Raw genomic sequence first — 24,487 nt, 5'->3', positions numbered from 1 at the left:
CTTCGAAAATGAGTTAGTGCGATGAAAAACCGAAAGTGATGCGAAAGAATGCGTGCGCGTCAGGAGAGCTGGCCGGCGAACGTCGCCACCGGCTCTCCTGCGGCGTAGTTGACGCTGATCTTCACCGAGCGGCCCTGAGTCGGGTCGAGCATGAAGACGTAGGTCCCCGTGGCCTTCGCGCCGGCGGCGAGCTCGCCCTGCAGGGGCTCGTTCGGACCGGCGGTGGTCGAGACGCCGATGTCGCCGTCGTCCGTGACGAGGCTGACGACGGCGGAATCGACGCTCTGCGCGCGCTTCGAGTCGTTGGACACGGAGAGCGTGACGACGACTGCGGAGCCGGCGTACTCGCCGGGCGTCTCGGGCTTGATGGTCGTCGTCGAGATCTTGTCGATCGTGACCACCATGTCGGTGGAGAGCGCGATCGGTGCGTCGAGCGCCCCGCTCTGCTCGGTGAGCGCCGGAGCCTCGGTGGGCCCTTCGGTCTCCGTGTCGGAAGGCGGCGTCCAGTCGGTGGTGCTGGTGCCTTCAGGCGCCGGCGTCTCGGAAGCGCCAGGCGCTGCGGTGCAGCCGGCCGTGACGAGTGCGAGCGCCACCAACGGCGCGACGACCATCGCTCGTAGTGAGCGCGAAGAGCCGTCCCCAGAACGGCATGATGAAACTTTGAACACTGCAGCTCCCCAGAACCCAGATTCCCCGTTCCCAAAGCCCCCTCGGCTTCGGGTCCCCTTCAACCGCGTAGAACGCGGCGTCGGCTAATCGTAGTGCGAGGACCGGAATATCGCAAGTGTTCGCTCAAGAAGAGTGTCGCCGATGTCCTCCGAGTTGCGCCAGGATGGTCGCGACGGAGGCCTCGACCTCCGAGATCGTCTCCAGGTGTCCGCGGCTTCCGTGGCGATCGGCGATGCTCGTCGGGTCGACGGTCGTGCGGCCTCCGAAGAGCTGCCGCAGGCGGGTCCCGACACCTCCGGACGCGGCCAACGGAACGGCTCTCGATCGACCCCGGTCGAGGTGGGCGACATATTCCGCCACCCGATCCGGAGCAGACGACGCGAAGCCCTCACCGAGGTGAGCGGCTTCCTTTATCGTGAACATCCAGTCACGCGACCGCGGTGCCAGTCGCACCAGCTCGCCACGGATGTCGCGCGAAGCCGTGAGCACGATGCTCGCCTGCTCGATCTGCTCGACCGTGACCGGTCGCGCCCGGTGCGCCCGGGCTTGGGCCTGCCACTCCTCGTCGTCGTGCAACGACGCCACGGCCGAGCAGATCGGGTCGCCCGCGTTCGCTCGGATGCCCGCGCTGCTCACCGAGAGGGGCGAATCCGCCCCGAGCCCCCGCCTCAACGCGAGTTCGGCCAGAGGCGACCGGCAGACGTTGGCGGCGCAGACCACGAGGATCTTCTCGTCGGTCATGCGGCCTCCCCGAGCTTTCCGATCTCGCGGAACCACTTCACCGCGGCGAGTGCCAGGAACAGGACGGCGGCCGCGCAGAGTGCGCCGTAGCCGACGAGGAACGCCGGGGCCCATCCCCACAGGACGAACACGAGGCACACGAGACCGAAGTCGGTCGGCAGCAGGATGAGAGACCGCAGCAGTGTCCCGCCGCCGCGCTCATGGGTCGACGCCACCGCGTGCTTTCCCTTGAGCAGGTCGTTGAGGAGCATTCCGGAGAACGTGGTCGTGGCCACGATGCTGAACACGATCGGGATCAACAGCAGCAGAGGCGTCTCGGGGAGGACGCGGTAGAGCCCGATGAGCACGGCGAGATGGAGCGAGGCGATCTTGATCGTGTCGATGAAGTGATCGAGCCACTCGCCCTGGGGGCTTCCCCCGCCGCGCAGACGTGCGACCTGGCCGTCCGCGGAATCCCAGGCATACCCGAGCACCAGAAGGAGGGCGATCAGCAGCCCCATGGGCACGTTCACGGGACCGAACGCGATCAGTCCGATCGCGACGAACGAGTGCACCGCGCTGATGATCGACACCTGGTTGGGGGTGAGACCGATCCGGTAGGCCACGGCGGCGAGCACCCGCCCGATACGACGGTTGACGTACACCGAGTACGCGGGTGCCCCTCGGGCGTGCCCCTTCTGCGCACGCGCGAGACGGTGATATGCGTCTACGACCATTTCCTGCCCTTCTGGACCATTGCGTGGGTCCGCGCGATCCGACGGGCCTCGCGGACACCGCGAAGATAGGCCCGGATCGGTGCGGCCGACTGGATCAGCTGCCGTCGCCCACCTCGGAGGATGACCTCTCTGGCCGTGCGGGGGATGGACCGGCGCCAGCGCTGCACCGCGGCATCGTCGAGATGACGCACCGCGTACAGCATCCGGTTGCGGATGTTGTAGTAGTAATATCCCTCGGATTTCGCCCGGGAGGTCTCGGGTTCGGCGCGCTGCGTGCCGCCCTCATCATGCACCGCATTGGCGTCTTCGACGAGCATCAGCGAGCCGCCGGCGGACACCACGCGGCGAGAGAAGTCGACGTCTTCCCAGTACAGGAAGTAGTCGTCGTCGAAACCGCCGGCGAGCTCCCACACTTCGCGCGTGATCCACAGGCAGGCCCCGCTCAGCCAAGGTTCGAACGGCTGCGCATCGCCGTCGACGCGCTTGCGACGTGCGCGCATGGTGCCGTCGTCGAGCAGGAGGTCGATGCCGGCGAACCAGGTTCTCCCATCGGAGTCCGTGATGACCGGCGAAGCGAGCGTGGTGCGTGAGGCTGCGGTGACGGAAGCGAGTCGACGCAGGGAGTCGCGGTCGATGTGCGCATCGGGATTGATGACGAGCACGTCGGTCGCCCCCTCGGCGAGCGCGCGCGTGACACCGATGTTGACGCCGCCGCCGAAACCCGAGTTCGATTCCGATTCGATCAGCAGCCAGCCGTGCGCGTCGGCGACTTCGCCGGCGGCCCGCCGTTCGTCGGCGTTCGACCAGTTGTCGACGACGAGGACGAGCACGTCGGGATCGATCGCCCGCGCTTCGCGCTCCACGGTCACCAGATTGCGTTGCAGAAGCCGCGCCGAGGCGTAGTTGACGACGACGACGGCAAGCCGTCCGTGCTCGATTGACACGCGATCCTCCCCCCGGATCCGGGTCACGGATCGCCTCGGGTCGTCGGTCGAATTCCCCAGAGTCGCGACCGACGTCGACTCCCAGGACAACGACTATACGCGAGAGCAGCCCCCGCAGATCGGTATCAGGGGGTTCACGATACGATGAGCCGGCGTCGGAGTCGAGGCGCGATACTGCCATGGGGATGGGGCGGATGAGCAGGGGACCGGAATCGAACGACATGATCACTGTGACGATCGGCGTACCCACGTACCGGAGGCCCGAGCTTCTGGCGGCCCTGCTCCGGACGCTCCCCGCACGCATCGCCGAATGCGCCGACCTCGGAGTCGCGGTGGATGTGCTGGTCGTCGACAACGACCCCGCGGGTTCTGCGCGGAGCATCGCCGCGGACGCGGATCTCCCTGTCCGCTACGTCGTCGAACCCGCACCGGGGATCGTCGCCGCGCGCAACCGCATCCTGGATGAAAGCGCCGATCGCGATCTCCTCGCCTTCATCGACGACGACGAGATCCCTCGGGAGGCATGGCTCTCCTCGCTCATCGAGGTCTGGCGCGAACACGGTGCGGACGCCGTGATGGGCCGCGTGATCTCGGTCTTCGACGAGGACGTCGACCCGTGGCTGCTCGCGTCCGGCACGTTCCGGCGACCGCCGAGACGGACGGGCACCGTGCTGCAGGTGGCCGCCGCGGGCAACCTGCTGCTCGACCTCCGTTCCGTCCGTCGGCTCGGGCTGCGCTTCGATCCGTCCCTCGGTCTGGGCGGTGGGGAGGACACGCTCTTCTCGCGGCAGCTCGCACGTCGTGGCGGCCTGATCGTGTGGTGCAACGAATCGGAGACAGAGGATCTCGTCGTCGCGTCGCGCCTGAGCCGCGCCTGGGCGGCGCAACGGGCATACAGCTCCGCGAATGCCGGCACCCGCATCCAGCTGATGTTGACCGACGGGAAGATCCGTCGCGGCATCCTGCGGTTGAAGGCCCTGGTGGGCGGCGTGGCCCGGATCGTCGTCGGCGGCCTGCGCAGGATCTTCGGAACACTGACCTCGAACATCACCCACCACGCCAGAGGAACCCGCCTCGTGCACCGCGGCCGCGGCACCATCGCGGCCGCCCTCGGCCGCCGCTATGACGAGTACCGTCGCCCATCGGAGGATGACACGACCATGACCGACACCGCATCGAGCATCCGCGTGATGCAATCGTTGGGCGCCCCCCGTCCGACGACGAACCCGTACAACAAGATGCTCGATGAGGCGCTCGGATCCACGGAGGGCCTGACCCGCCTGCGGTTCTCCTGGGGGACGGCTCTGTTCGGACGCTACGACGCCTTCCACTGGCATTGGCCGGAGGCGAAGCTGCACGGCTCCACGTGGTGGAAGTCCACGGGCAAGTTCCTCCTCACGACGGCGCTCGTGTTCCGACACCGCCTCTCCCGTCGCATCGCCGTGGTGCGCACCGTGCACAACATCGAACTCCCCGACGACAACGCGCCTCGGCTGTGGCTGCTGCGTTTCATCGATCGCCACACCGACTACCGGATCGTCATCAACGAGACCACTCCGCTCGCCCCCGGCACCCCGCACAGCCTGATCCTGCACGGCGACTACCGCGGCTGGTACGCGAAGTTCCCCTCGGCGGAGCGGGTGACGGGGCAGCTCGGGTCGTTCGGCGGCATCCGTCGCTACAAGGGTCTGGAGGGCTTCATCGATGCCTATGCCGAGGCCGTGACGGTCGAGCCGACGCTGAGCCTGCGGATCGGCGGGCGGCCGTCCACCCCTGAGCTCGGCGACGACCTCCGGGCGCGGACCGCGGATCTCCCGGGCGTCGAGCTCCACCTCGACTTCCTGAGCGATGCCGAACTCGTCCAGCTCGCGACCTCTTCCGACCTGATCGTGCTGGCCTACCGTTTCATGCACAACTCGGGCAGCGTCCTCGCCGCCCTGTCGATGGACCGACCGGTGCTCGTCCCCCGCAACGAGGCGAACGAGGCTCTCGGACGCGAAGTCGGACCGGAGTGGGTGCTGATGTACGACGGCGATCTCGATGCGCCGACCGTCGTCGAGGCGTGGCGGTCCGCGACCACGCTGACGGGCTCGCCCGATCTCTCCCGCCGCGACTGGGCCGACGCCGGCCGCGCTCACGCGGACGCGTTCCGCGCCGCCGTGCGGGTCAAGCGCCGCGGCGCCAAGCGCTAGGGCGCCTCGGCAGCACCCGGCGCATCGTCAGGCGGGGGCCAGCAGCCCTCGCACGAGAGATGCGACCATGATCTGCGTCGTGAAACGCCGCTCCACCTCGATCCGGCCGTTCCGCCCGAGCTCGGCGGCATGTCCCGGATCGTCGAGCAGTCGGAGCAGCGCGAGGGCGAGCTCGGCAGGATCCTCCGGACGAACGAGGTGGCCGGTGCGCCCCTCGCTCACGTACTGCTCCATCCCCGGGGTATCGGTGACGACGACAGGACGCGCCGTCGCGAGCGCTTCGAGTGCGACCGTCATCCCGGAGGCATGGAGGTTCGGCCGGGTCGGGATGACGACCACGCTCGCGGTGGCGTAGAGGTCGCGGAGGTCGGCATGCGGCATGTGCCGCACGACCCGGACCCCCTCCGGCGGGTCGAGGTCCGACCGCGTCTGCACCACCGCCTCGGTCTCCGGACGGATGGCGAGGACCCGGGCGAGCGCCGCGTAGAGGGTGGCGGGGTCGCGGTCACGGTCGTTCCCCACGCTGACGATGCGCGGCCGGTCCGGATAGGGCCTCGGGACGAAGAACGCACTGTCGATGCCGAAAGGGACAGCGAACACGCGCGTCGGTCCGTGCCCGAGCATCGTTCGCAGAGGTTCGACCTGTGCGTCGCTGAGCACCCAGGCGGCCTCCGCCCTGCCGAGCATCGCGACCATCCGTGCCGGTGCCTCCCCGGTCTCGGCCATATCCGTGAGCCAGATCACCCCGGTGGCGAATCGGGTCCGCGGGTGGGTCGTCTGCATCCGATAGGCCGTGTTCTCATCCCACGTCAGCGTGAGACCGTCGACGGGGCGCGGCCCCATGGACAATCGCGCACGAGCTCGCGCGACGCGGCCCGGCGGGGCGAGGTCGATCACCTCGACCGCCGCGTGGTCACGCAGTGCATCGAGACCGTACGGCCAGATGCTGGGCACCTCTCCCCTGGCGTGGCTCTGCTCCCAGGTGCGCGCCGACTGTTCGACACGATGCGCCCAGGTGAGAGACAGCGAGGGACCGCCCTCGGATTCCACGAGCCCACTATGGACCCCCTCGCCCGTCCTGGCAAGAGAGGAGTCGCCGAGCACCCTGGAAACCGGCTCCGGAAGGAGCTCCGCCCTCAGAGCTCGCCGGGCTTCATCACCTCGGCATCGATGGCGCGGATGACGCGCTGGGCCGCGGTGTCCGTCGGGGGCTCGGCACCATCGCCCTCACCCTTGCGTCGCCGCTGGGGCGCGTACACGACGAGCGAGTGGAACAGGAAGCGGGCGAAGAACGCCACGATGAGCGAGAGGCCGGTCGCGACGACGCTCGAGATGTGCCACGACTCGACCATCAGAGCCATCACCGGGATCCGCACTGCGGCCTCGATGTTGTTGAACGCGAAGGAGCTGGCGAAGCGGATGCCGAGGGCGCGCGCGTCGGTCCGCATATCGGCGAACACGAAGCGCTCCTGCAGCACGAAGTTGCCGATGATCGTGACCTCGGCACCGATGATCGCCGCCCAGATGTACGGGACCCCTGCGGCGGTGAGCGCCCACATGATCCCGAGGTTGGCGGCGGCGCCGATCGCACCGATCAGTGCGAACAACGACATCTTGCCGAAGCGCAGGCGCGCGAGGTGCTCGAGGAACATCGCCCCCTGACGCATGCTCGCCTTGGACGTGCCGTGTCGACGTTCGGCGAACTCCATCGGCACCTCGGCGATGCGCAGATCGTTGCGAGCGAGGATCTCGAGGAGGATCTTGAAACCCCGGGGTTGGAGCGTCGAGAGGTCGAGACGACCGCGATCGACCAGGAAGAACCCGGTCATCGGGTCGGTGCTGCGGGCGAGACGGATCGGGAACATCGCCCGCGTCAGCCACGTCGCGACGCGGGAGACGCCGAAGCGCACAGCGGTGCCGAGGCCGCTCGTGTCCCCTCCGCCGATGTAGCGGGACGCGGCGACGACATCGGCGTCTCCCTGCGCATACCGGGCGAGCAGGGCGGGGAGGAGTTCGGGCGGATGCTGCAGGTCGCCGTCCATCACGATGCAGATGTCGAAGGCCGCGGCCTCGAGTCCGACGACGACGGCGCCGCCCAGTCCACCCGTGTTCTCGGAGCGGTGGATCACGCGCACGGGGAGCGGAGCATCTGCCGCCACCCGCGCGACCTCGGCCGCCGTGTCATCCGTGCTGTCGTCGACGAACAGGATCTCGGCGTCCCACCCCTCGAGGGCGACCGCAGTCCGTGCCACGAGCTCGGCGATGTTGTCGCGCTCGTTGAACGTCGGCACGATGACCGTGACCGGTGTCCCCACGTCCGCCCCCTGTCCCCCACGCGCATCGCGTGCGGCCTCCATCGTTCCACGGGTTCCTATGCGGGAGGAAACCCGGACCTGCTAGACTTTCGAACCGCGGCTGTGGGAGTCGCGAAGCGGATGGGGATCCGCTTACTGGGGAATTACTGATCTGGGGAGATCATGGGGACGCGTATCGGCTATGCCGTTGGTGCTTTCGACCTGTTTCACGTCGGGCATCTGAACCTTCTTCGTCACGCCAAGCAGCACTGCGACATTCTGATCGCAGGCGTCGTCAGCGACGAGATGCTGCGTCAGGTGAAGGGCATCGAGCCCGTCATCCCGACGGCCGAGCGGGCGGAGATCGTGAAGCACATCTCGTTCGTCGATGACGTCTACGTCGAGACGACGCCGTCGAAGATTGACTCGTGGCGCGACGTGCAGTTCACGCACTTCTTCAAGGGTGACGACTGGCGCGGCACCGAGAAGGGTCTGCGCCTGGAGCGCGAGTTCGCCGAGGTCGGCGTCGAGGTCGTGTACTTCCCGTACACGGCGCACACGTCGAGCTCGTCGCTGCGTCGCGCACTCGACGCGATCACCGCGGGCGCGAACGCTCCCGCGGTCGCCTCGGTGCGCTGAGAGCCCGAGCAGCCCTTCGCCGCCCGGTCGGTGCGCCACCGCCGACGTGAGGTCAGTTGGCGACGCCGAGCAGACTGCGCGCCATGCGCGCCACGTGCGGCGGAGTGTGCGGCCCGAGCCACACCGTCCACTGCGACGGCGGCTCACTGCATGCCCACTCGACGCACCACGCGTGCACGGCGTTCGCGAGCCGTTCGCCACGCGTATGCGCCCTCGTTCCGTCTCCACGCACGAGCCAGCGCACCGACACCCCGTCGGGGACGTCGATGTGTCGGAACTGGATACGTGCCGCCGCTTCGAGGATGACGACGCCCTGCGCGTCCCACGGCAACCGCGCGGCGATGCTCGCGATGAAGCCGGCGTCGGCGGCGTCGCCGGCGATGAGCACGGCACCCTCGATGTCGTCCCAATCGGGATCCTCCAGATGCTCGCATGCGCCGCTCATGGCCCCAGCCTAAGTTAGGGCACCCTTACTTACAAGGGATGAGTCCGGATCAACGCGTCGATCCGACCGCGCCGTCATCTCTAGCCCTCGCGCGTGCACCCCGTCAACGGCCTGTTCCGAGAGTCGCCGCAAAGGCATCCTGCGAGTGTGGACCGAGCATTCGCGCGCCGCAGCCGTCACCGCCTCCGAGCGGCGTCGGTCGCCGTTGCGCTGCTCCTGACCCTCGCTCTGGGCGGATGCGGACTCACGGTACCCGCTGACCCGGACGGAACCTTGGAGACGGTCTCCGGCGGCGAACTCCGCGTCGGCACGGCGCCGGACGGCGACCTCGTCCGGATCGAGCACGGGGAACCGACCGGGAGCATCGTCGACCTCGTCGACGGGTTCGCCTCCCGCCTCCATGCCGAGACCGACTGGACCGTCGCCTCGGAGGAGACTCTCGTGACGATGCTCGAAGAAGGGCACCTCGACCTTGTCGCCGGCGGCATCACGAGCGACACCCCCTGGGTGGACGAAGCCGGAGTCACTCGCGGCTACCGCGGGATCGAAGGCGCCGACGGTCGAGAGATCGTCATGCTGGTGCCTCTCGGCGAGAACGCGTTCCTCTCCTCTCTCGAGCGTTTCCTCGACCAGGAGGTCGGCGAATGAACGAGACAGGGCAGTTCGGTCGCACAACCCTCCCCCCAGAACAGCAGAGGGCGATCCGGAGCGCCGTGCGCTGGGAGATCTTCACGATCGTCTACACGTCGATCACCATCGCCGTGATCGCCTTGGTGGTCGGCGAGTCCCAGGCCATGCGGACGGCGTGGATCGAGGACATGCTGTCCCTCATCCCGCAGTTCGCCTTCCTCGCGGCGCTCCTCTTGGTGCGTCGTCGCCCCACCAGGAAGCACCCGTACGGTCTGCACAGGGCGATGGGCATCGGGCATCTCGTCGCGGGTGTGGCGCTGCTCGCCGTCGGCCTGAACCTCGCCATCGAGGCCGTCACCGGGCTGATCGCCGCTGAGCATCCCACTATCGGCACCGTGCAGCTGTTCGGTCAGACCATCTGGCTCGGCTGGCTGATGGTCGCGGTGATGGCGGTCGTCATCACCGGCCCCGTGTTCTTCTACGGGCCGGCGAAGTCGAAGCTCGCCCCCGTGCTGCACAACAAGCTGCTGTACGCCGATGCCGACATGGCGAAGGCCGACTGGCAGACGACGGTCGCCTCGATCGTGGGCGTTCTCGGCGTGGGTGTCGGCCTGTGGTGGCTGGACGGAGCCGCAGCCCTCTTCATCTCGCTGGGCATCGTCTGGGATGGCTTCCGCAACACCCGCACAGCCGTGGTCGATCTCATGGATCAGCGCGCACGCACGTACGACAGCACGCAGCCACATCCGCTGGCCGCCGATATCGTGTCCTACGTGCGGAGCCGTCCCTGGGTCTCGCGGGCCGCGGTCCGCATGCGCGACCAGGGGCAGGTGTTCCACATCGAGGCGTTCGTCATGCCACACCGCCGCACGGTGAGGGTGACCGACCTCAGCGCGGCCGCCGAGGGGATCGCCGACCTCGATTGGAAGATTCAGGACGTCGTCGTCATCCCGGTCGAGCAGCTGCCCGACGAGGCGGACACGGGCCACCGTGTGCCCAGCCGACACTCAGCGCCACCTCATCCGCGCGGCCGTAGGCTGGATGCATGACTGCTCCTGCCTCCGACACCATCACGATGTTCGGCGCCGACTGGTGCCGCGACTGCATCCGCACCAAGAAGCAGCTCGACGCGCTCGGTGTCGAGTACACGTACGTCGACCTGGTCGCCGAGCCCGCCGCCGCAGACGTGGCGAAGGAGATCTCGGGCCGCACCAACATCCCCGTCGTCGTGTACCCCGACGCCTCGCACCACGTCGAGCCGTCGAACGCCGACGTCGAGTCGAAGCTGCGCGAGCTCTCGCTGATCTGACCCCGCGGCATCGCCCCACTACACTGGCGCGATGAGCACCGAGGCTCGGTCCGAACGAGCACCCGTCCGTCTTTCTCCGCGCACGATCGTGCTGTACGCGATCGGCTCGCTCGGGACTGGCGGCTATGCGACACTGCCGGGCCTCGTGCTGACCTACTTCCTCACCGACAACCTCGGTGTCGCCGCCCTCGCCGCCGGTCTGATCGTCACGGCGGCGAAGATCTGGGACGTGCTGATCGACCCCTTGATCGGGGCCGCGTCCGATCGCCAGCTCGCTCGCACCGGGTCGCGCCGCGGGTTCATGGTGACCGGTGCTCTCGCTCTGCCATTCTTCTTCGCCCTCACCTTCGCCGTACCGCCCTCCTGGGGGCCGGTCGCCGGAGCGATCAGTGTGCTGCTGGCCTTCCTGGCGACCGCGACGGCATTCAGCCTGTTCCAGGTGCCGTACGTCGCCCTGCCCGCGGAACTGACCGGCAGCTACGACGAACGCACGCGCCTGCTCGGGTGGCGCGTGGTCGTGCTGACGGCAGCCATCCTGCTGTTCGGCGCCGGTGGCCCCGCCCTGCGCAATGCCGGCGACGACCCTGTGCAGGGCTACCTCTTGATGGGCATCGCCTCGGGTATCGCAATCGGCATCGGCATGCTGATCGCCTCCCGGACGGCGGATGTGGCGGCGAAGCGCACCGCAGTCTCCCCCGTCAACACCGCTCCCGTCACCACCGCTGACGCTGCCGCCACCGCCGCTTCGACCTGGCGGCACCAGTACATGTCGGGCTTCCGCGCACTCGGGCGCAGCCAGCCCTTCCGTGCACTCCTGGGGACGTTCGTGCTGCAGGCGCTCGCAACGGGAACGATGCTCGCCGGCGCGCAGTACGTGGCGACCTGGGTGCTGCGGTCGGAGGACGCGGTCACCTTCGTCTTCGTCGCGCTGGTGGGCCCCGCACTGCTCGCCACCCCGGGATGGACCGTGATCGCGCGACGGGTCGGCAAGGAGCGGGCGTTCGCGATGGCCACCGTGCTGTTCACCGCGGCCGCGGCGTCGCTCGTCTTCGCCGTCTGGGCATCCGGCGCCTGGATCTACGTGTCCGTCGCGGTGGCCGGCGTCGCCTACGCAGGACTCCAGTCGCTGCCGATGGCCATGCTGCCCGATGTGATCTCGCACGACGAACGCACGAGCGGAGCGGGACAGGCCGGCACCTTCACCGGCATCTGGACCGCGGGCGAGACCGTGGGCTTCGCCCTCGGCGCGACCGCTGTGTCGTTGACCCTCGCGGCCACCGGCTACATCTCGACCGTCGCAGGCGCCACGGTCGAACAGCCGGACGCGGCCGTCACGGGCATCGTGCTCAGCTTCAGCGCGCTGCCCGCCGTGCTGATGGCCGGGAGTCTGCTGACCCTCCGCCACTACCGCCTGCGCCGAGCGGACATCGATACCCTCGAGCCCTTCCACGCCTAAGCTGGGATCCCGTCCGAAGGAGACGTCGATGACTTCTGCGAGCACAACCGCCACCTCCGCCCCGACCTCGAAGCGCGCGTCGGGAAGCGCAGCCCCGGAGCTGGGCGAAGGGGAAAGAGAACGGCTCGACGCCGCGGTCGATGCCCTTCAGACCGGAACGCGCACCTGGTCTGCCCTCACCGTCGCCCAACGGGCGACGCTGCTGCGCGCGGTGCGCACGAGCGTCGCCGCCACCGCGGAGGACTGGGCGCACACGGCCGCCGCCTCGAAGGGCCTCGAAGCGCGGCATCCTCTGCGCGGTGAAGAGTGGCTCAGCGGACCGTACAGCGTGCTCGGCGCGCTCGACGCCTACATCGAGACTCTCTCGCGCCTGGCGAACGGTGTGAACCCGCTCGACGGGATCACGATCGATCGCGCGCCCGGAGGACGCACCCGCGTGCACGCCTTCCCCCTCACCGGCATCGACGGGTTCCTGTTGTCGGGCTTCGCGGGCGAGGTCTGGCTGGAACCGGGGATCACCCCCGGCGCCGCGCGCGCAGCGGCCGGCCTCGCGCAGCGCACGCCCACCGAGTCGGGCGGTGTGGGCCTCGTGCTCGGAGCGGGGAACGTGACGTCGATCCCGGTGCTCGATGTGCTCTACGAGCTGCTCGCCCACAACCGCACGGCTCTGCTCAAGGTGAACCCGACACAGGATGCGCTGGTGCCGGTCTACAAGCGCGCACTCGCGCCGCTCATCGAGCCCGGGTTCCTGCGCATCGTCCGCGGCGGGCCCGACGTCGGGGCCTACCTCACCGGCCACCCCGGACTCGTGCACGTGCACATCACCGGCTCGGCGGCGACGTTCGACACCATCGTCTGGGGTCCGTCGAAGGGCGAGGGCGCAGCGGCGACGAAGCGACGACGACGTGAGGATCGCCCCCAGCTGAAGAAGCCCATCACGGCTGAGCTCGGCGGCGTCTCCCCCATCATCGTCGTGCCCGGCGCCTGGACCGATGCCGACCTCACTTACCAGGCCGAGCACATCGCGACCATGCGGCTGCAGAACTGCGGGCACAACTGCATCGCCGGCCAGGTCGTGATCATCTCGTCCGACTGGGACCAGGCGGATGCCTTCCGCGCAGCGCTGCGGCGCGCATACGCCAACGCCCCGGAGCGCCCGATCTGGTACCCCGGTTCCTCGTCGCGGATGGAGCTCGCGACCGACGCGTACCCCGACGCCCTCGTGCTGGGCGACCGGCTGCTCGTCGAGATCGATGCCGACGACGATCCGACGGCACTGGAGAGCACCGAGTACTTCGCCCCCGTGCTGGGCGTCGTGACCGTGCCGGGCACGGGCCAGGACTTCCTGGACGCCGCCGTGACTCACGCCAACGACAAGCTCCAGGGCACCCTCGGCGCGAACCTGCTGATCGACCCCGCGACCGAGAAGTCGCTCGGCGCCGGCTTCGAGCGAGCCATCGCCGCGCTCCACTACGGGTCCATCGCGATCAACAGCTGGACGGCGTTCGCCTTCATCACCCCCACCCTCACATGGGGTGCATTCCCCGGTGGAACGATCGGCGACGTCGGCAGCGGCATCGGTGTGGTGCACAACGCCCTCCTGCTCGACGGCGTCGAACGCTCGGTGCTGCGCGGCCCTTTCCGCCCGTTCCCCCGGTCGCTGCCGATCGCGAACGGCGGTGGACGATTCACGATCCTGCCGAAGCCGCCCTGGTTCGTCTCCGCGCGCACCGGGGCGGCCGTCAGCGAAGGGCTGACCCGCTACCGGGTGGACGGCAGCATCACCGGGCTCGTGAAGACGCTGACGAAGGCGCTGCAGGCCTGACGGTCAACGCGTCGATCGCGCGAACCGATCGGTCGCTGCTCGGAGCGCCTTCTGCGTGCCGGGCTCTGTGGCCGCGTGACCGGCATCGTCGACCACGACGAACTCCGCCTCGGGCCAGGCGCGGTGCAGATCCCATGCGGTCATCATCGGTGTCGCGACATCGTGTCGTCCCTGCACGATGACCGTCGGGATATGACGGATGACGTCGACACCGGCGATCAGCTGCCCTTCCTCCCACCAGCCGCGGTTGACGAAGAAGTGGTTCTCGATGCGGGCGAACGCCGTGGCCTTCGCCGGATCGGACATCGCCTCGATCTGCGCGGTATCCGGGGTCAGGGTGACGGTCGATGCCTCCCAGGTGGACCAGGCGACCGCCGCCGGCACGTGCACGGCGGGATCGGGGTCGAACAGTCGACGGTGATACGCCTCGATCATGTGCGAGCGCTCCAGCACGGGGATCGGTGCCAGGAAGCCCTCCCAGAGATCGGGGAACAGCGCCGCGGCACCACCCTCGTAGAACCACTCCAGTTCGACTCGGCGCAGGGTGAAGATGCCTCGGAGCACCAGCTCGGTCACGGCTTCCGGGTGCGCCTGCGCGTAGGCGAGCGCGAGTGCGCTGCCCCACGATCCGCCGAACACCTGCCACTTCTCGACGCCGAGATTCTTGCGCAGAAGTTCGATGTCGGCGATCAGATGGGCCGTCGTGATGTGCCGGAAGTCGGCGTCGGGTGCACTCGCATGCGGGGTGCTGCGCCCGCAGCCCCGCTGGTCCAGCAACACGATGCGGTAGCGCTTCGGATCGAAGAACCGCCGCTGCCACGGCGATGTCCCACTGCCGGGACCGCCGTGGAGGAACACCACCGGCTTGCCCTCGGGGTTGCCGCTGACCTCCCAGTAGACCCGGTGGCCGTCACCGACGAGGAGTTCCCCTGTCTCGTACGGTTCGATCGGTGGATACAGTGCATCCGTCTTCTTCATCGTCGGCCCCCCAGCCGGTCGTGCTGACTACTTCGTCAACGGTAGCGGACGTTCGCCCACCCGCCGGGCATCACGGGTCCAACTGATCGGCGGGAAGCGTCAGCACCTGCGCGCAGACGCCCAGCCCGTTCTGATAGCCCTCCGCGAACCAGCGCTTCCGCTGCACACTGGATCCGTGCGTCCAGGTCTCCGGATTCGAGAACCCGGACTGCTCCTGGATGTGGTCGTCGCCGACGGCCTCTGCCGCGTTCAGCGCGTCCTCGATCTGCGCTTCGGTGGGCTTCATCAGGTACGGATCGCCGTCGGCATCCTTCTGCTCGGTCATGCGGCCGAGCCACGCCCCGGCGTAGCAGTCGGCCTGCAGCTCGATCCGCACCCCATTGCTTCCCGGCCCCGTGCCGTTGTTCGGGTAGGCATCCATATCGCCCGTGATGTTCTGAATGTGGTGACCCCACTCGTGCCCCACGATGTACAGCTGCGCGAGATTGCCGGCGGACGCCCCGAACTGCTGTTGCATGAGTTGGAAGAACGTCGGGTCGACGTAGACCCCTTCCTCCGGGGGACAGTAGAACGGCCCCACGGCATTGGACGCCGTACCGCACTGTGTCGGCGTCGATCCGTCGACGACGATCATCTGCGGCTTGCGATAGCCCTCCACGTTCTCCGCCCAGAAGGCGTCCAGCGCGACCTGAGCACCCGCCATGCGGCAGTCGACGTCGGCGTTCGCCTGCGTCCCCGTATCGCAGTTCTCGATGACCGATCCGCCCGCTGGTTCGCTGCCTCCGCTCGGCGCTCCGCCACCCAGCAACCCGGTCAGGTCGATGCCGAGCAGAGGCCCGGCGATGAGCGCGATGATGCCGAGCACGCCCACGCCCGTGCCACCGGCGATCGCTGCCGTGCGCCCGCGACGACGCGTGGTGTTGCCGGAGATGTCGGCGTCGGGATTGAAGGTCATGGGACGAGGGTACTCCGAGCGGAGGCCCCTCGAACGGACGTAGGCTCGGGGCATGACGACCACGATCACCATCACCGGAGCCGGCGGACAGATCGGCTACGCACTGCTGTTCCGCATCGCGGCGGGCGACCTGCTCGGCCCGGATGAGAAGGTGCGTCTGCGGCTGCTGGAGATCCCGCAGGGGCTCGGTGCCGCGGAGGGCGCGGCGCTCGAATTGCAGGACGGCGCGTTCGGACTGCTGGAGCACGTCGAGGTGACGGATGACGCCGCAGTGGGATTCGACGGCTGCGACCTCGCCCTGCTCGTCGGTGCACGTCCACGCGGGCCCGGTATGGAGCGCGGCGACCTGCTCGCGGCCAACGGCGGCATCTTCGGGCCGCAGGGAGCGGCCATCGCGGCGAACGCCGCATCCGGCGTGCGCGTCACCGTGGTCGGCAACCCCGCCAACACGAACGCGCTGATCGCCGCCGCCTCGGCAGATGGCGTGCCCGCCGAGCGTTTCACCGCCCTGACACGGCTCGACGAGAACCGCGCGCGGGCTCAGCTCGCACTGACGCTGGGGGCTCCCGTGCACACGGTTCGCCGCGTGCCCATCTGGGGCAACCACTCGGCGACCCAGTTCCCGGACATCTCGCACGCGACGGTGGGCGGCCGGCCGGCGGGAGAGGCGCTCGAACAGATCGTGGGCGACGTTCCCTCCTGGCTCGACCGGACGTTCATCCCCCGCGTGGCGAAGCGTGGGGCGGAGATCATCGAGGTACGGGGTTCCTCGTCGGTGGCATCGGCGGCGAGTGCGACCATCGATCACGTGCGCGACTGGGTGCGGGGCACCGACGACTGGACGTCGGCCGGCGTCGTCTCCCACGGCGAATACGGCGTTCCGGAGGGCCTGATCTCGTCCTTCCCGGTGCGGTCGATCGACGGTGAGTGGCACGTCGTCGAGGGACTCGAGTTGAGCGAGTGGGCACGCACCCGGATCGATGCCTCGGTGGCCGAACTGCAGCAGGAACGCGAGACGGTGCAGAGCCTCGGGCTCTTGTGAATCCGGTCACCGCGACGCACGCCGACAGGGCAGAATGGATGCCGGAGGTGCGCGATGAGCGAGACGATTGATCCCACGAAGACCACGGCATCGGTCGAAGAGGCTCTGACGAGTCCCCTGCACCTGCCGCACGATGCGGCGTCCTGCCCGAAGTGCTTCACCGAGTTGCAGCAGAACCGCAACTTCTGGACCGCCCGCCCCGACGGCTCACGCCTGGTCGGTCTCGTCGTCGCCCGCGAAGGTCTGCCGTCAGTGGTCGAGCAGCGCGAAGATCTCACCCGTTTCGGTGTGCCGATCGAAGGATTCCGTCACCCGGCGCCCGACATCCTGGAGAGCTGGAACGACCGCCTCGCGCGCCTCATCTCGACCCTGCGCATCGGCGACGTGGTGGTCGTCGTGAACATCAAGGCTCTCGGCCTCGACGCGGACGAAGGCGCCCGCACCGTGGCCGAACTGCGCAAGCACGGCATCATCGTGAAGGTGCTGAATCACGACGCGCGGCACCTGGCCGACGCCGCCGCCGTACACACCTCGGCCCGCTGAGACACCGTCCGAGAGCGCTCGTCAGCCGCCGTAGGGCGCGACCGGGAACGCGGTCGTCGTCGGCTGAGGTTCGACGGGCGAGCCGTCTTCGTTGTAGTACACCGGGCTCCCCTCTTCGGGGAAATAGAACCGCGGCTGCCAATCCGGACCCTCGAACGCCGGGAATCGCAGCGAAGCCCCGTCATAGGCGAGTTCTCCGCCGAAGACCATGTCCGAGAGCGCGGCCGCATCGCCGGGGATGCACCCGGGCGTCGCCGTCGCGGAGATCTGGTTCCGACCGGGCCGGATCGTCACGACACCGCGGCCGACGTCGCCTCCGGTGCCGACGATGTTGACTTCCTGCCGATCGCCCTCTCCGAATCGCGTCGTGCTCGCCTCCACCCCGGCATCCTCGAACGCCGCCGTCGCCGCGGCCACCACGGCCTCCACATCGATCTCCTCCGCCGGTTCGAGCACCCGCGCCCAGGAGAACGTGTACCCCGAGACGTCGCCGTCGATCCGGCAGGGAATCGGCGAGGCGCCGAATGAGCCCTGGTCCACGGCCCAGTCGCCTTCGTGGATCGCCATGATCACGGAGTGCATGACGGTGGAGTAGGCGACGTAGTTCTTCTCACCATCGCGATACAGCGCATCGCCTTCGGGCGCCGACGTGGTTCCGCAGCTCGTCATCGTCATCACCAATCCGACGGCTGCTGCCGCCATCACTCCGCGCCGCCATATCCCGCGCATTCGTCGTCCCATTCGCTCAGAAGTCGATGAGAGCGTACTCATCGCTGATCCACCAGTTGCTCGCATCCCAGAACCCCTGTGTACTGCCCTCGCCGCCGCGAACGGTACCGGGCTCCCCGGTCTGGATGATCTCCGACACGTTGTAGAAGGATTCCGAACCCGGCTCGAGGTATGCGCCGGGCCCGAGAGCATCGTGTCCGGTCGCGGACGGAAGACTGTCGCCGGATGCGCTCACGCCACCGTCGCTGTCGAACACGGTAGTCCCTGACAGGCTCTCCGGGCTGACAGGATGCCCGGGAGCCGTGGCGCGACCGACGCGGGCCACGGCGTCGTCCTCGGAGATCGTCGCATAGATCTGCGGGGGCTCGCCGTTGGTCAGGTTGTCGACGACGGCCGCATCGTTCGGGAACCCGGCGGATCCGACCGCGACCAACGAGGTGACGCCGAGACCGTCGGGCTGCGATCCGATGGCGAGCGCCGCTGTCGTACTGCCATACGAGTGTGCGATCACGTTGACGTCGGCCTCGGGCGACAGCGCGCGTACCGCGAGCAGGTAGGAGCGCAAGGACGCCGCTCCGTCCTGCGCTCGACCCATCGCGGGCTCCTCGAGGAGTTCCGGCGTGTCGTAGCCGAACCAGACGACGGTCGCGGATCCGGCACCCACGGAGGAGTTCAGCGCCTTCGCCGATTCACCCCACGATTGCAGGTCGTGCACGTTCCCCAGCATCCCGGGGACGAGAGTGTTGATCTCCGACGCCGTCGACAGGTCGCCGTAGGCGATCGCCGCGGTCACCTGCTCCGAACCGTCCGGGTCGAAGCTGATCAGATTCGGGGCCGGGATCCCACCCGCGTTCAGCGCTCGCACGATCGCTTCGAGGTCGTCACGGTGCGGACCCGCGGGTTCGGTCTGGAGCACCTCCTCCAGCCTCGCGGCGTTCACCCTCGCACGCACGTCCCAGGGGACCCCGTCGAGGTTGCCGACAATGGCGGGGTGGCTGTCGATGAGCTCCTGCTGCAGTTCGGGGTTCGCCGCCCAGAGTCGAGCGACCTCCTCCGGGCTTGAGGCCGCGAGCAGGTCGGCGAGCAGGTCGCGCGCCTGGTTCGTCAAGACGGCACCCGTGCCTGCGGCGAGTGCGGCGAGGGCCGCATCGTACGCGGCGTCCCAGTCGCCGTAGAGCCGTTCGTACTGGTTCCAGAGCTCGTCCAGCGCCTCTTTCGCGGCATCACGGTCGACGATCGCATCGTTCACGGCGTCGGTCGTCTCATCGATCTCGGACTGATCGTCACCGTAGGCGGCGGCCATGGCGGCACGACCGGCTCGATCGGCGGCGATGTCGAGCCGGGACCACTCGGCGTGCGCCGTCTCGATGTCGTCGATCAGATCGTTGGCGGGCTTGGCATACGCATCGAACGCGTCGGCATAGCTTTGCAGGACGCCGGCGAGGAGTTGTGCCTCGGCGATGTCGGCGGGGAGCAGTGCGGCGAGGTCATCGGCATCTGCGCGCACCGCTGTGACCGCACGACCGACTCCGCGCAGTTCCTGCGCGGAGTTCGCGGCCGAACGCACGTCGCCGAGCCGGTCGGCCACGCGCGTGAACAGACCGCTCCAGTACCCCATGGATCCGCTGCTGCCCTCGAGGCGTTCGAGCGGATACCCCCGATTCGGCGATGTCAGGCTCATGGTCCGTCCCGCCCGGTGAGTTCGACGTCGAGGTCGGAGTACTTGCTCGCGATGGCGGAGATCGCGGCAGCGAGGTCATCCCCCGATTCGACGCGGTCGTACACCCGGTCGTGCAGAGCGGTCAGCCGCCGGTGCATCTCGAGCCGCAGAGCGGAGCGGTGCGCCGGGTTCTCGACACCGGTGTCGTCACCCTGCAGACCCGCCGCCTGCGTGAGGACCTCAGAGGTCGCGGTCGTGAGGCTCCTCGCGGCATCGTTCAGCTCCGCGTAGAAGATCTCGACGTCTGACATGGCCACCCCCCGGTTCCGCCGGATTCACCCTACCCGGTGGCGCACGGTGAGCCGATGGGGAGAACTGCCCATCGACCGCGATCTCCGGACCCGAGGACACGAAGAAGGGGCCGACGGCGAACCGTCGACCCCTTCTCGAGACTGTGTGTCAGCTGCCGGCGAGCTGCTGGTCCAGGTCCTGGATCGCCCGCATCATGCCCAACAGCGACTCGGACATGTCGTTGATGCCATCGACCGCGGTCTTCAGACCCGTCGTCAACTCCGTGTACCCCTCACCGAACTTCCCCGACGCGTGCTGCGTCTTGAAGTCCTCACCCAGAAGAGTGTCCACCTGACCCTTCAACGTGTCCAACTGACCCTGAATGTCATCACGAGCCTGCGACAGCGACGACGCCACCTGCTCCATCTCCGCATAAGACGCACCGAAATCGGCCATCGTCCACACCTCCGCCAATCGAGAGAACCGGACCCCTCCGGCCCGAACAACACCCACCCTACGGCGCACCCACGAACACCGTCGATGGGGACAACTCCCCATCCCCGCACACCAGTCAGCGGCGGTCGGTCGGCGCCTGCTCGACGGTGACGGGGACCGCCGGCTCCTCGGCCAGCTGCTCCCACGCGAAGGTCGAGATCATGGCGTCGCTGAGCAGCTCGATGCCGTCGAGCACCTCGGCGGGGATCACCTCGCCGTCCGGGATCACGATGGTCGACGTGAACACGAGCGCCTTGCGACGCAGCGTTCCCGGCACGGGGATGATGTACGTCACGGTGCGTCCGCCGACGCCGTCGATCGCAGGCGCACCCGCGGGGCGCGTTGCCTCGGCGGACCAACGGACGATGTGCCGGAGGTGCTCGTCGAGAAAGACGGCGCCGCGGAGGCGGAAGGCCTCCGTCACCCAGCCGTCGAGATTCTCGCCGACGGGGGCGTCGAGGGCGGAGGCCGTTATCGAGAGGGGCAGGAGCTCCTCCATCGGCACGTCTTCCTGCCGATAGATCGCGAACACCTTGGTGCGGCGCATACCCTGATTGGCCTGCGCCATCATCGTGCGGAACTCCGCGTCGAGATCGGGGCGCCCGGCCTGCATGAAGATCGCACTGGCCTTGCGCACGTCCTCCTGCTGGCCCGCGTTCGTGGGCAGATGCGTGGCCCACCCCGGAGGCAGCACCAGGCGGAAGGCGGGGATGCCGTAACGGAACTCCACACCGAGATCGTTCATCTCGCTCACCGCTGCTGCGCTCTCTTCTTCGCGCGTGACTCGACGAGGGCATTGCCGGGGAGCGCGATCGCGCTGAGACGCGCCGTCCCCAGCCCGGAGCGCTTGGCTCCCTTCGCCACCGATCGAGCGATCGGTCGAGAGTCGTGCGAGGCTGCGGTGGCGAGCTCACGCCAATTCGTCAGCATCTCGTCGAAGATCTCACCACGCGCAGCGCGGTTCAGTCGCGTGAGACGATGCCGAGCCTTCCGTTGTTCATGCTCGACGACAGACCATTCCGTGGCGGGATCCAGCTTGATCTCCGCCAGTCGGTCGACCAGCGCATCGAGCACCCCGTCGACCGCTTCTCGCAACGCCGGCAGGCGAAGCAGCACGCGTTGCTCTTCCGCATCCCACACCGCCGTCACCGCCTGCGCGCAGACGTAGCATGTGCGCTTCGGGAGGTTGCGGGTGGAGGCGTATCCGCAGGTGCAGCGATCCGCGACGGCTGCGAGCGCCTGATCCAGCGTCGCCTGGCCGCCCGATGCATCGCCACTGTCGTGCACCGCTTCCAGGGCATCGAGCAGAGACGCCGCTCCAGGCGCATCGACCTCGCGCAGCAGCGAGTCATATGCGCTCAGCCTCAACGCGTCGCGGGTGCGCACCCACCGCACCATGTCCTCGACAGACACGATCCCTCGGACCGAGGCTGCGTAACTCGCAAGAGCCGAGCGCTGAATGGATGCCACATGCTCGGCGAACGCGTCGGCATCGCCCCCGCGTGTCGCGTCGCTTCGCTCGATCAGACCACGAATATGCTCGGAGCCCGCTCGAGCCGCCTTCTCGTGGCGATCGGCCAACGCCGGATACTGCTCGAAGAGCTGCGCTTCGACGCCGAGGAGGTCGTACCTGCTCACTGTTCGACCGCCGCCGTCCGCGGAAGTCGGATCCCCGGGATCAGGCGCATGAGCTGCTCCTCGAACAGGACGAAGGCGGGAAGGGTCGTCCCCAGCGTATCGACAAGGATGCTCCACGTGCCGTCGTTCAGCCGCACGGTCCATTGCGTGATGAACAGCGGCTGTTCCCCTTCGAGTTGCGTGGAGCGCCGGAGGAGGAAGCCGCTGCCATGCGTCTCGGTCTGCAGTGGCACCACATCGAATCCAGCGGAGAACCGGTCGCCGTCGAAGACTTCCTCATTCGCTGCGCTCCCCGGCCCCGATGCTCGCGACACGGTGATCGTAACGAGGAGATCGCTGTACATTCGCTCCGGAGCGAACCACAATCGGGTGACACCTTCTTCGGCTTGCGAAAGCAGGGCGCCAGCGGTCGCGCGCAGCAGCGCAGCGCGCTGCGGATCGGACGTCGCGGCATCGGGCAACCTCGCGAGGGCGGCGTCGGTCCAGGCAGCCGCCGCATCGGGACCGATCTGGCTCCCGTCCACTCCGGGAAGCGGGACGAACCACGCGGCGTCGAAGTCGAGGTCCCAGACGAATCCCGCGTCTCCCGCCATCAGAGCAGCCCGTTGACGAGCCCGGCGGGCGACAACCCACCAGAGGGCTTGCCGTTCCCGGTGAGCCCCACCACTCGGTCCGACCACTTGAACGTGTTCCACGCGGCTTCGAACATCGAGTTGGTCGGTGCCTTGGCAACGTTTGCGAGCCCTTCGGGCAGCGCCGCCCGCAGCACCTCCTGGAACCGCGGGCCGGTCGACGACACCGCGTCGTTGAAGGCGACTTGGAACGATCGGTTGGCACCGAAGAAGAACCGCTCGCCGAGCCCGCCGAAGATGTTGTTCCCGAACTGACGGACTCCGGAGACACCGGACGCGTAGGAGCCGAAGTTCTGCGAGACGATGCCCCGCCACGGAGAAGCGGTTCCGGCGAGACCGCGCAATCGAGTCATCTGCTGGACCGGATTGCGGAACTGACCGATGAACTCCTCTACGAACTTCGCCTTGCCGGAGAAGATCTTGCCGAGTTTGCCCACAGGCAGGATGCCCACGATCGCCCAGCCGAGGTCACCCCAGCCCTTGCGGCCGTCGAACATCAGGGCGACCGTGAGCGCCAGCGCGATGACCCCGACCACCAGAGCCGCGATCGCGAAGAACGGACCACCGATGATGAGTCCGAGCACGGCGATCGCGAGGCCGATCCAACTCACCCACTCCGCGACCACGGCGAGGACACCGGCGATGTTCTCCCACGTGGAGTCCTCGCCGATCTTGTTCGCGTCGGTCAGTCCCGAAACGGCCGTCTCGTAGGCGGTGTGCCAGCTGTCGTACTCGCCGTCGAACGCGTCGAGGTTGTCGTTGTGGGTGGTCTCCGCGGCGTTGAGGGTCGACGCCGCACCGGAGGCGGCGTTCGCGAGATTCGTGCCGGCAGTCGTGTTCGCTGCCGCGTCCTCTTCGGCCGGTGGGTTCAGCCGCGTCGAGGTGTTGTGCGCCTGGAGCGCGTCGGCGGCATCGGCCGCGTTCGACTGCGCGGTCTGCAGCTCGGTGAGGCTCGTCTGGCAGTCCGCCACGATCGTGCGCATGCGGCTCTGGGCGGTCTCGAGCGCCGTCGCGTAGCTGCTCAGCGTGGTCCCGGCCGGCTTGTACCGACGCCCTGCCTCATCCAGATCCTTGTGGACGTCGTCGACGACGTCCTTGATCTTGTCCATCGCGTAGCCCTCGCCATCGATGGAGCCGTCTTTGATGCCCTTGAGAGTCGCAGCGGCACTGACCATGCTGTCGCCGAGCTCGACGATCTTCGTTCCCCGGTCGGCGATCGCCACGGCATCGCCGGCAACGACTTCGACGTCACGTCCCTTGTTCGTCTGCATCTGCCTCGCCCCCTACACCGCGGCTGGCTGACGCCCGGCACCCGGCGCGTTCCCCGACCCCGACTGCTCCATCGACGTCGCCATCTCGTTGTCGAGGCTGGTGACCTCGTCGACCGTGCCCTTGACGCGATCGGCGACCTCTTTGAGCTTGGTCAGCAGCTTGTCGCGGCTGTCGTTCCAGCTTCCCTCGAAGTCGTGGCAGCGGTCCTTCAGGCGACCGTCCCCGTACGGCCTGCCGACGGCGTTCTCGACGTCGTCCTGCTTCGCGGCCGCAGACTCCAGCTCGGACACGATCGCCGCGAGCTTCTCGCTGGTCGTCTGCAGATCACTGATCGGCACGAGCATGCGTTCGCCTGCCATGGCCCCCTCCTTCTTCCCGGACGCTACGACGTT

Annotated in this window: 27 protein-coding genes; 9 read left to right on the top strand and 18 right to left on the bottom strand. The window is 68.3% G+C overall.

Annotated features, from left to right (window positions below; all coding sequences use genetic code 11):
• Nucleotides 1-59 precede the first annotated feature (59 nt).
• The 4 genes from ABDC25_RS02995 to ABDC25_RS02980 all read right to left on the bottom strand — a co-directional run bounded on the left by ABDC25_RS02995 (nt 60) and on the right by ABDC25_RS02980 (nt 3,070).
• Nucleotides 60-611, bottom strand: coding sequence for a DUF4352 domain-containing protein (locus tag ABDC25_RS02995; RefSeq protein ID WP_021198746.1), 552 nt, complete (start codon nt 609-611; stop codon nt 60-62).
• Nucleotides 612-792: 181 nt separating this feature from the next.
• Nucleotides 793-1,410 (bottom strand): hypothetical protein, encoded by a 618-nt coding sequence (locus ABDC25_RS02990; protein ID WP_021198747.1) that lies wholly within the window; start codon nt 1,408-1,410, stop codon nt 793-795.
• Nucleotides 1,407-2,126 carry a CDP-alcohol phosphatidyltransferase family protein gene (locus tag ABDC25_RS02985; RefSeq protein ID WP_347124774.1) on the bottom strand — a complete coding sequence of 240 codons (720 nt, stop codon included), beginning with the start codon at nt 2,124-2,126 and terminating at the stop codon, nt 1,407-1,409. Before ABDC25_RS02985 ends, ABDC25_RS02990 begins: the two co-directional genes overlap by 4 nt.
• Nucleotides 2,117-3,070, bottom strand: coding sequence for a glycosyltransferase family 2 protein (locus tag ABDC25_RS02980; protein ID WP_347124772.1), 954 nt, complete (start codon nt 3,068-3,070; stop codon nt 2,117-2,119). Before ABDC25_RS02980 ends, ABDC25_RS02985 begins: the two co-directional genes overlap by 10 nt.
• Before the next feature lie 194 nt (nt 3,071-3,264).
• Here ABDC25_RS02980 and ABDC25_RS02975 point away from each other — a divergent pair, with 194 nt between their 5' ends.
• Nucleotides 3,265-5,262 (top strand): glycosyltransferase, encoded by a 1,998-nt coding sequence (locus ABDC25_RS02975; RefSeq protein WP_235045214.1) that lies wholly within the window; start codon nt 3,265-3,267, stop codon nt 5,260-5,262.
• Nucleotides 5,263-5,289: 27 nt separating this feature from the next.
• Here the strand turns inward: ABDC25_RS02975 and ABDC25_RS02970 are convergent, their stop codons facing one another.
• Nucleotides 5,290-6,312: a glycosyltransferase family 4 protein gene (locus tag ABDC25_RS02970; protein WP_167254714.1), complete on the bottom strand. Its 1,023-nt coding sequence runs from the start codon at nt 6,310-6,312 to the stop codon at nt 5,290-5,292.
• Between the two features lie 86 nt (nt 6,313-6,398).
• A complete protein-coding gene (locus ABDC25_RS02965; protein WP_347124770.1) occupies nt 6,399-7,619 on the bottom strand; it encodes a glycosyltransferase in 1,221 nt (406 codons plus the stop codon).
• Nucleotides 7,620-7,739: 120 nt separating this feature from the next.
• Here ABDC25_RS02965 and ABDC25_RS02960 point away from each other — a divergent pair, with 120 nt between their 5' ends.
• On the top strand, nt 7,740-8,195 hold the full coding sequence (locus ABDC25_RS02960; RefSeq protein ID WP_347124768.1) for an adenylyltransferase/cytidyltransferase family protein: 456 nt from the start codon (nt 7,740-7,742) through the stop codon (nt 8,193-8,195).
• 52 nt (nt 8,196-8,247) lie between these two features.
• Here the strand turns inward: ABDC25_RS02960 and ABDC25_RS02955 are convergent, their stop codons facing one another.
• Nucleotides 8,248-8,640 (bottom strand): SIP domain-containing protein, encoded by a 393-nt coding sequence (locus tag ABDC25_RS02955; RefSeq protein WP_017831448.1) that lies wholly within the window; start codon nt 8,638-8,640, stop codon nt 8,248-8,250.
• A gap of 147 nt (nt 8,641-8,787) precedes the next feature.
• Here ABDC25_RS02955 and ABDC25_RS02950 point away from each other — a divergent pair, with 147 nt between their 5' ends.
• From ABDC25_RS02950 to ABDC25_RS02930, 5 genes are read left to right on the top strand one after another with little or no spacing between them, the layout of a single operon-like run.
• Nucleotides 8,788-9,288, top strand: coding sequence for a transporter substrate-binding domain-containing protein (locus tag ABDC25_RS02950; protein ID WP_029266300.1), 501 nt, complete (start codon nt 8,788-8,790; stop codon nt 9,286-9,288).
• Nucleotides 9,285-10,319, top strand: coding sequence for a cation transporter (locus ABDC25_RS02945; protein ID WP_347124765.1), 1,035 nt, complete (start codon nt 9,285-9,287; stop codon nt 10,317-10,319). Before ABDC25_RS02950 ends, ABDC25_RS02945 begins: the two co-directional genes overlap by 4 nt.
• Complete coding sequence (locus tag ABDC25_RS02940; protein WP_297556982.1) at nt 10,316-10,579, top strand: glutaredoxin domain-containing protein; 264 nt, start codon at nt 10,316-10,318, stop codon at nt 10,577-10,579. Before ABDC25_RS02945 ends, ABDC25_RS02940 begins: the two co-directional genes overlap by 4 nt.
• Nucleotides 10,580-10,610: 31 nt before the next feature.
• Nucleotides 10,611-12,035, top strand: a complete 1,425-nt coding sequence (locus tag ABDC25_RS02935; RefSeq protein ID WP_347124763.1) for an MFS transporter — start codon at nt 10,611-10,613, stop codon at nt 12,033-12,035.
• A 28-nt stretch (nt 12,036-12,063) separates the two neighbouring features.
• The gene (locus ABDC25_RS02930) at nt 12,064-13,860 is read left to right on the top strand and encodes an aldehyde dehydrogenase family protein (RefSeq protein WP_347124761.1); all 1,797 of its coding nucleotides are present in this window, start codon (nt 12,064-12,066) and stop codon (nt 13,858-13,860) included.
• A gap of 3 nt (nt 13,861-13,863) precedes the next feature.
• Here the strand turns inward: ABDC25_RS02930 and pip are convergent, their stop codons facing one another.
• Together pip and ABDC25_RS02920 are read right to left on the bottom strand one after the other, a co-directional pair.
• Complete coding sequence (gene pip, locus ABDC25_RS02925) at nt 13,864-14,838, bottom strand: prolyl aminopeptidase (protein ID WP_347124759.1); 975 nt, start codon at nt 14,836-14,838, stop codon at nt 13,864-13,866.
• Nucleotides 14,839-14,908: 70 nt separating this feature from the next.
• Nucleotides 14,909-15,793, bottom strand: a complete 885-nt coding sequence (locus ABDC25_RS02920) for a neutral zinc metallopeptidase (RefSeq protein ID WP_347124757.1) — start codon at nt 15,791-15,793, stop codon at nt 14,909-14,911.
• 52 nt (nt 15,794-15,845) lie between these two features.
• Here ABDC25_RS02920 and ABDC25_RS02915 point away from each other — a divergent pair, with 52 nt between their 5' ends.
• Together ABDC25_RS02915 and ABDC25_RS02910 are read left to right on the top strand one after the other, a co-directional pair.
• Entirely contained in the window at nt 15,846-16,835 is a 990-nt protein-coding gene (locus tag ABDC25_RS02915; RefSeq protein WP_347124756.1) for a malate dehydrogenase, read from the top strand.
• Between the two features lie 54 nt (nt 16,836-16,889).
• Nucleotides 16,890-17,378, top strand: coding sequence for a dehydrogenase (locus ABDC25_RS02910; protein ID WP_029260475.1), 489 nt, complete (start codon nt 16,890-16,892; stop codon nt 17,376-17,378).
• Between the two features lie 21 nt (nt 17,379-17,399).
• Here ABDC25_RS02910 and ABDC25_RS02905 read toward each other — a convergent pair whose 3' ends face one another.
• The 9 genes from ABDC25_RS02905 to ABDC25_RS02865 all read right to left on the bottom strand — a co-directional run bounded on the left by ABDC25_RS02905 (nt 17,400) and on the right by ABDC25_RS02865 (nt 24,454).
• Entirely contained in the window at nt 17,400-18,080 is a 681-nt protein-coding gene (locus ABDC25_RS02905) for a hypothetical protein (RefSeq protein WP_029260476.1), read from the bottom strand.
• A 43-nt stretch (nt 18,081-18,123) separates the two neighbouring features.
• On the bottom strand, nt 18,124-19,788 hold the full coding sequence (locus ABDC25_RS02900) for an alpha/beta hydrolase (protein ID WP_347124753.1): 1,665 nt from the start codon (nt 19,786-19,788) through the stop codon (nt 18,124-18,126).
• Nucleotides 19,785-20,078: a hypothetical protein gene (locus tag ABDC25_RS02895; RefSeq protein WP_021198762.1), complete on the bottom strand. Its 294-nt coding sequence runs from the start codon at nt 20,076-20,078 to the stop codon at nt 19,785-19,787. Before ABDC25_RS02895 ends, ABDC25_RS02900 begins: the two co-directional genes overlap by 4 nt.
• A 148-nt stretch (nt 20,079-20,226) precedes the next feature.
• Nucleotides 20,227-20,514: a WXG100 family type VII secretion target gene (locus tag ABDC25_RS02890; protein WP_028501988.1), complete on the bottom strand. Its 288-nt coding sequence runs from the start codon at nt 20,512-20,514 to the stop codon at nt 20,227-20,229.
• A gap of 115 nt (nt 20,515-20,629) precedes the next feature.
• Nucleotides 20,630-21,307 (bottom strand): hypothetical protein, encoded by a 678-nt coding sequence (locus ABDC25_RS02885; protein ID WP_021200025.1) that lies wholly within the window; start codon nt 21,305-21,307, stop codon nt 20,630-20,632.
• Nucleotides 21,304-22,191, bottom strand: coding sequence for a hypothetical protein (locus ABDC25_RS02880; protein ID WP_347124751.1), 888 nt, complete (start codon nt 22,189-22,191; stop codon nt 21,304-21,306). The genes ABDC25_RS02885 and ABDC25_RS02880 overlap by 4 nt, the downstream gene beginning before the upstream one ends.
• Complete coding sequence (locus ABDC25_RS02875) at nt 22,188-22,784, bottom strand: hypothetical protein (RefSeq protein WP_021200027.1); 597 nt, start codon at nt 22,782-22,784, stop codon at nt 22,188-22,190. The genes ABDC25_RS02880 and ABDC25_RS02875 overlap by 4 nt, the downstream gene beginning before the upstream one ends.
• Nucleotides 22,784-24,094, bottom strand: coding sequence for a hypothetical protein (locus ABDC25_RS02870; RefSeq protein ID WP_029259841.1), 1,311 nt, complete (start codon nt 24,092-24,094; stop codon nt 22,784-22,786). The genes ABDC25_RS02875 and ABDC25_RS02870 overlap by 1 nt, the downstream gene beginning before the upstream one ends.
• 12 nt (nt 24,095-24,106) lie before the next feature.
• On the bottom strand, nt 24,107-24,454 hold the full coding sequence (locus ABDC25_RS02865) for a hypothetical protein (RefSeq protein WP_021200029.1): 348 nt from the start codon (nt 24,452-24,454) through the stop codon (nt 24,107-24,109).
• Nucleotides 24,455-24,487: the final 33 nt, after the last annotated feature.

Origin of the sequence: Microbacterium sp. SY138, from assembly GCF_039729145.1 — a bacterium.
Lineage (GTDB): Bacteria > Actinomycetota > Actinomycetes > Actinomycetales > Microbacteriaceae > Microbacterium > Microbacterium maritypicum_A.
Note: the sequence above shows the minus strand (reverse complement) of the source record. Positions and strands in the feature narration are given on the sequence as shown.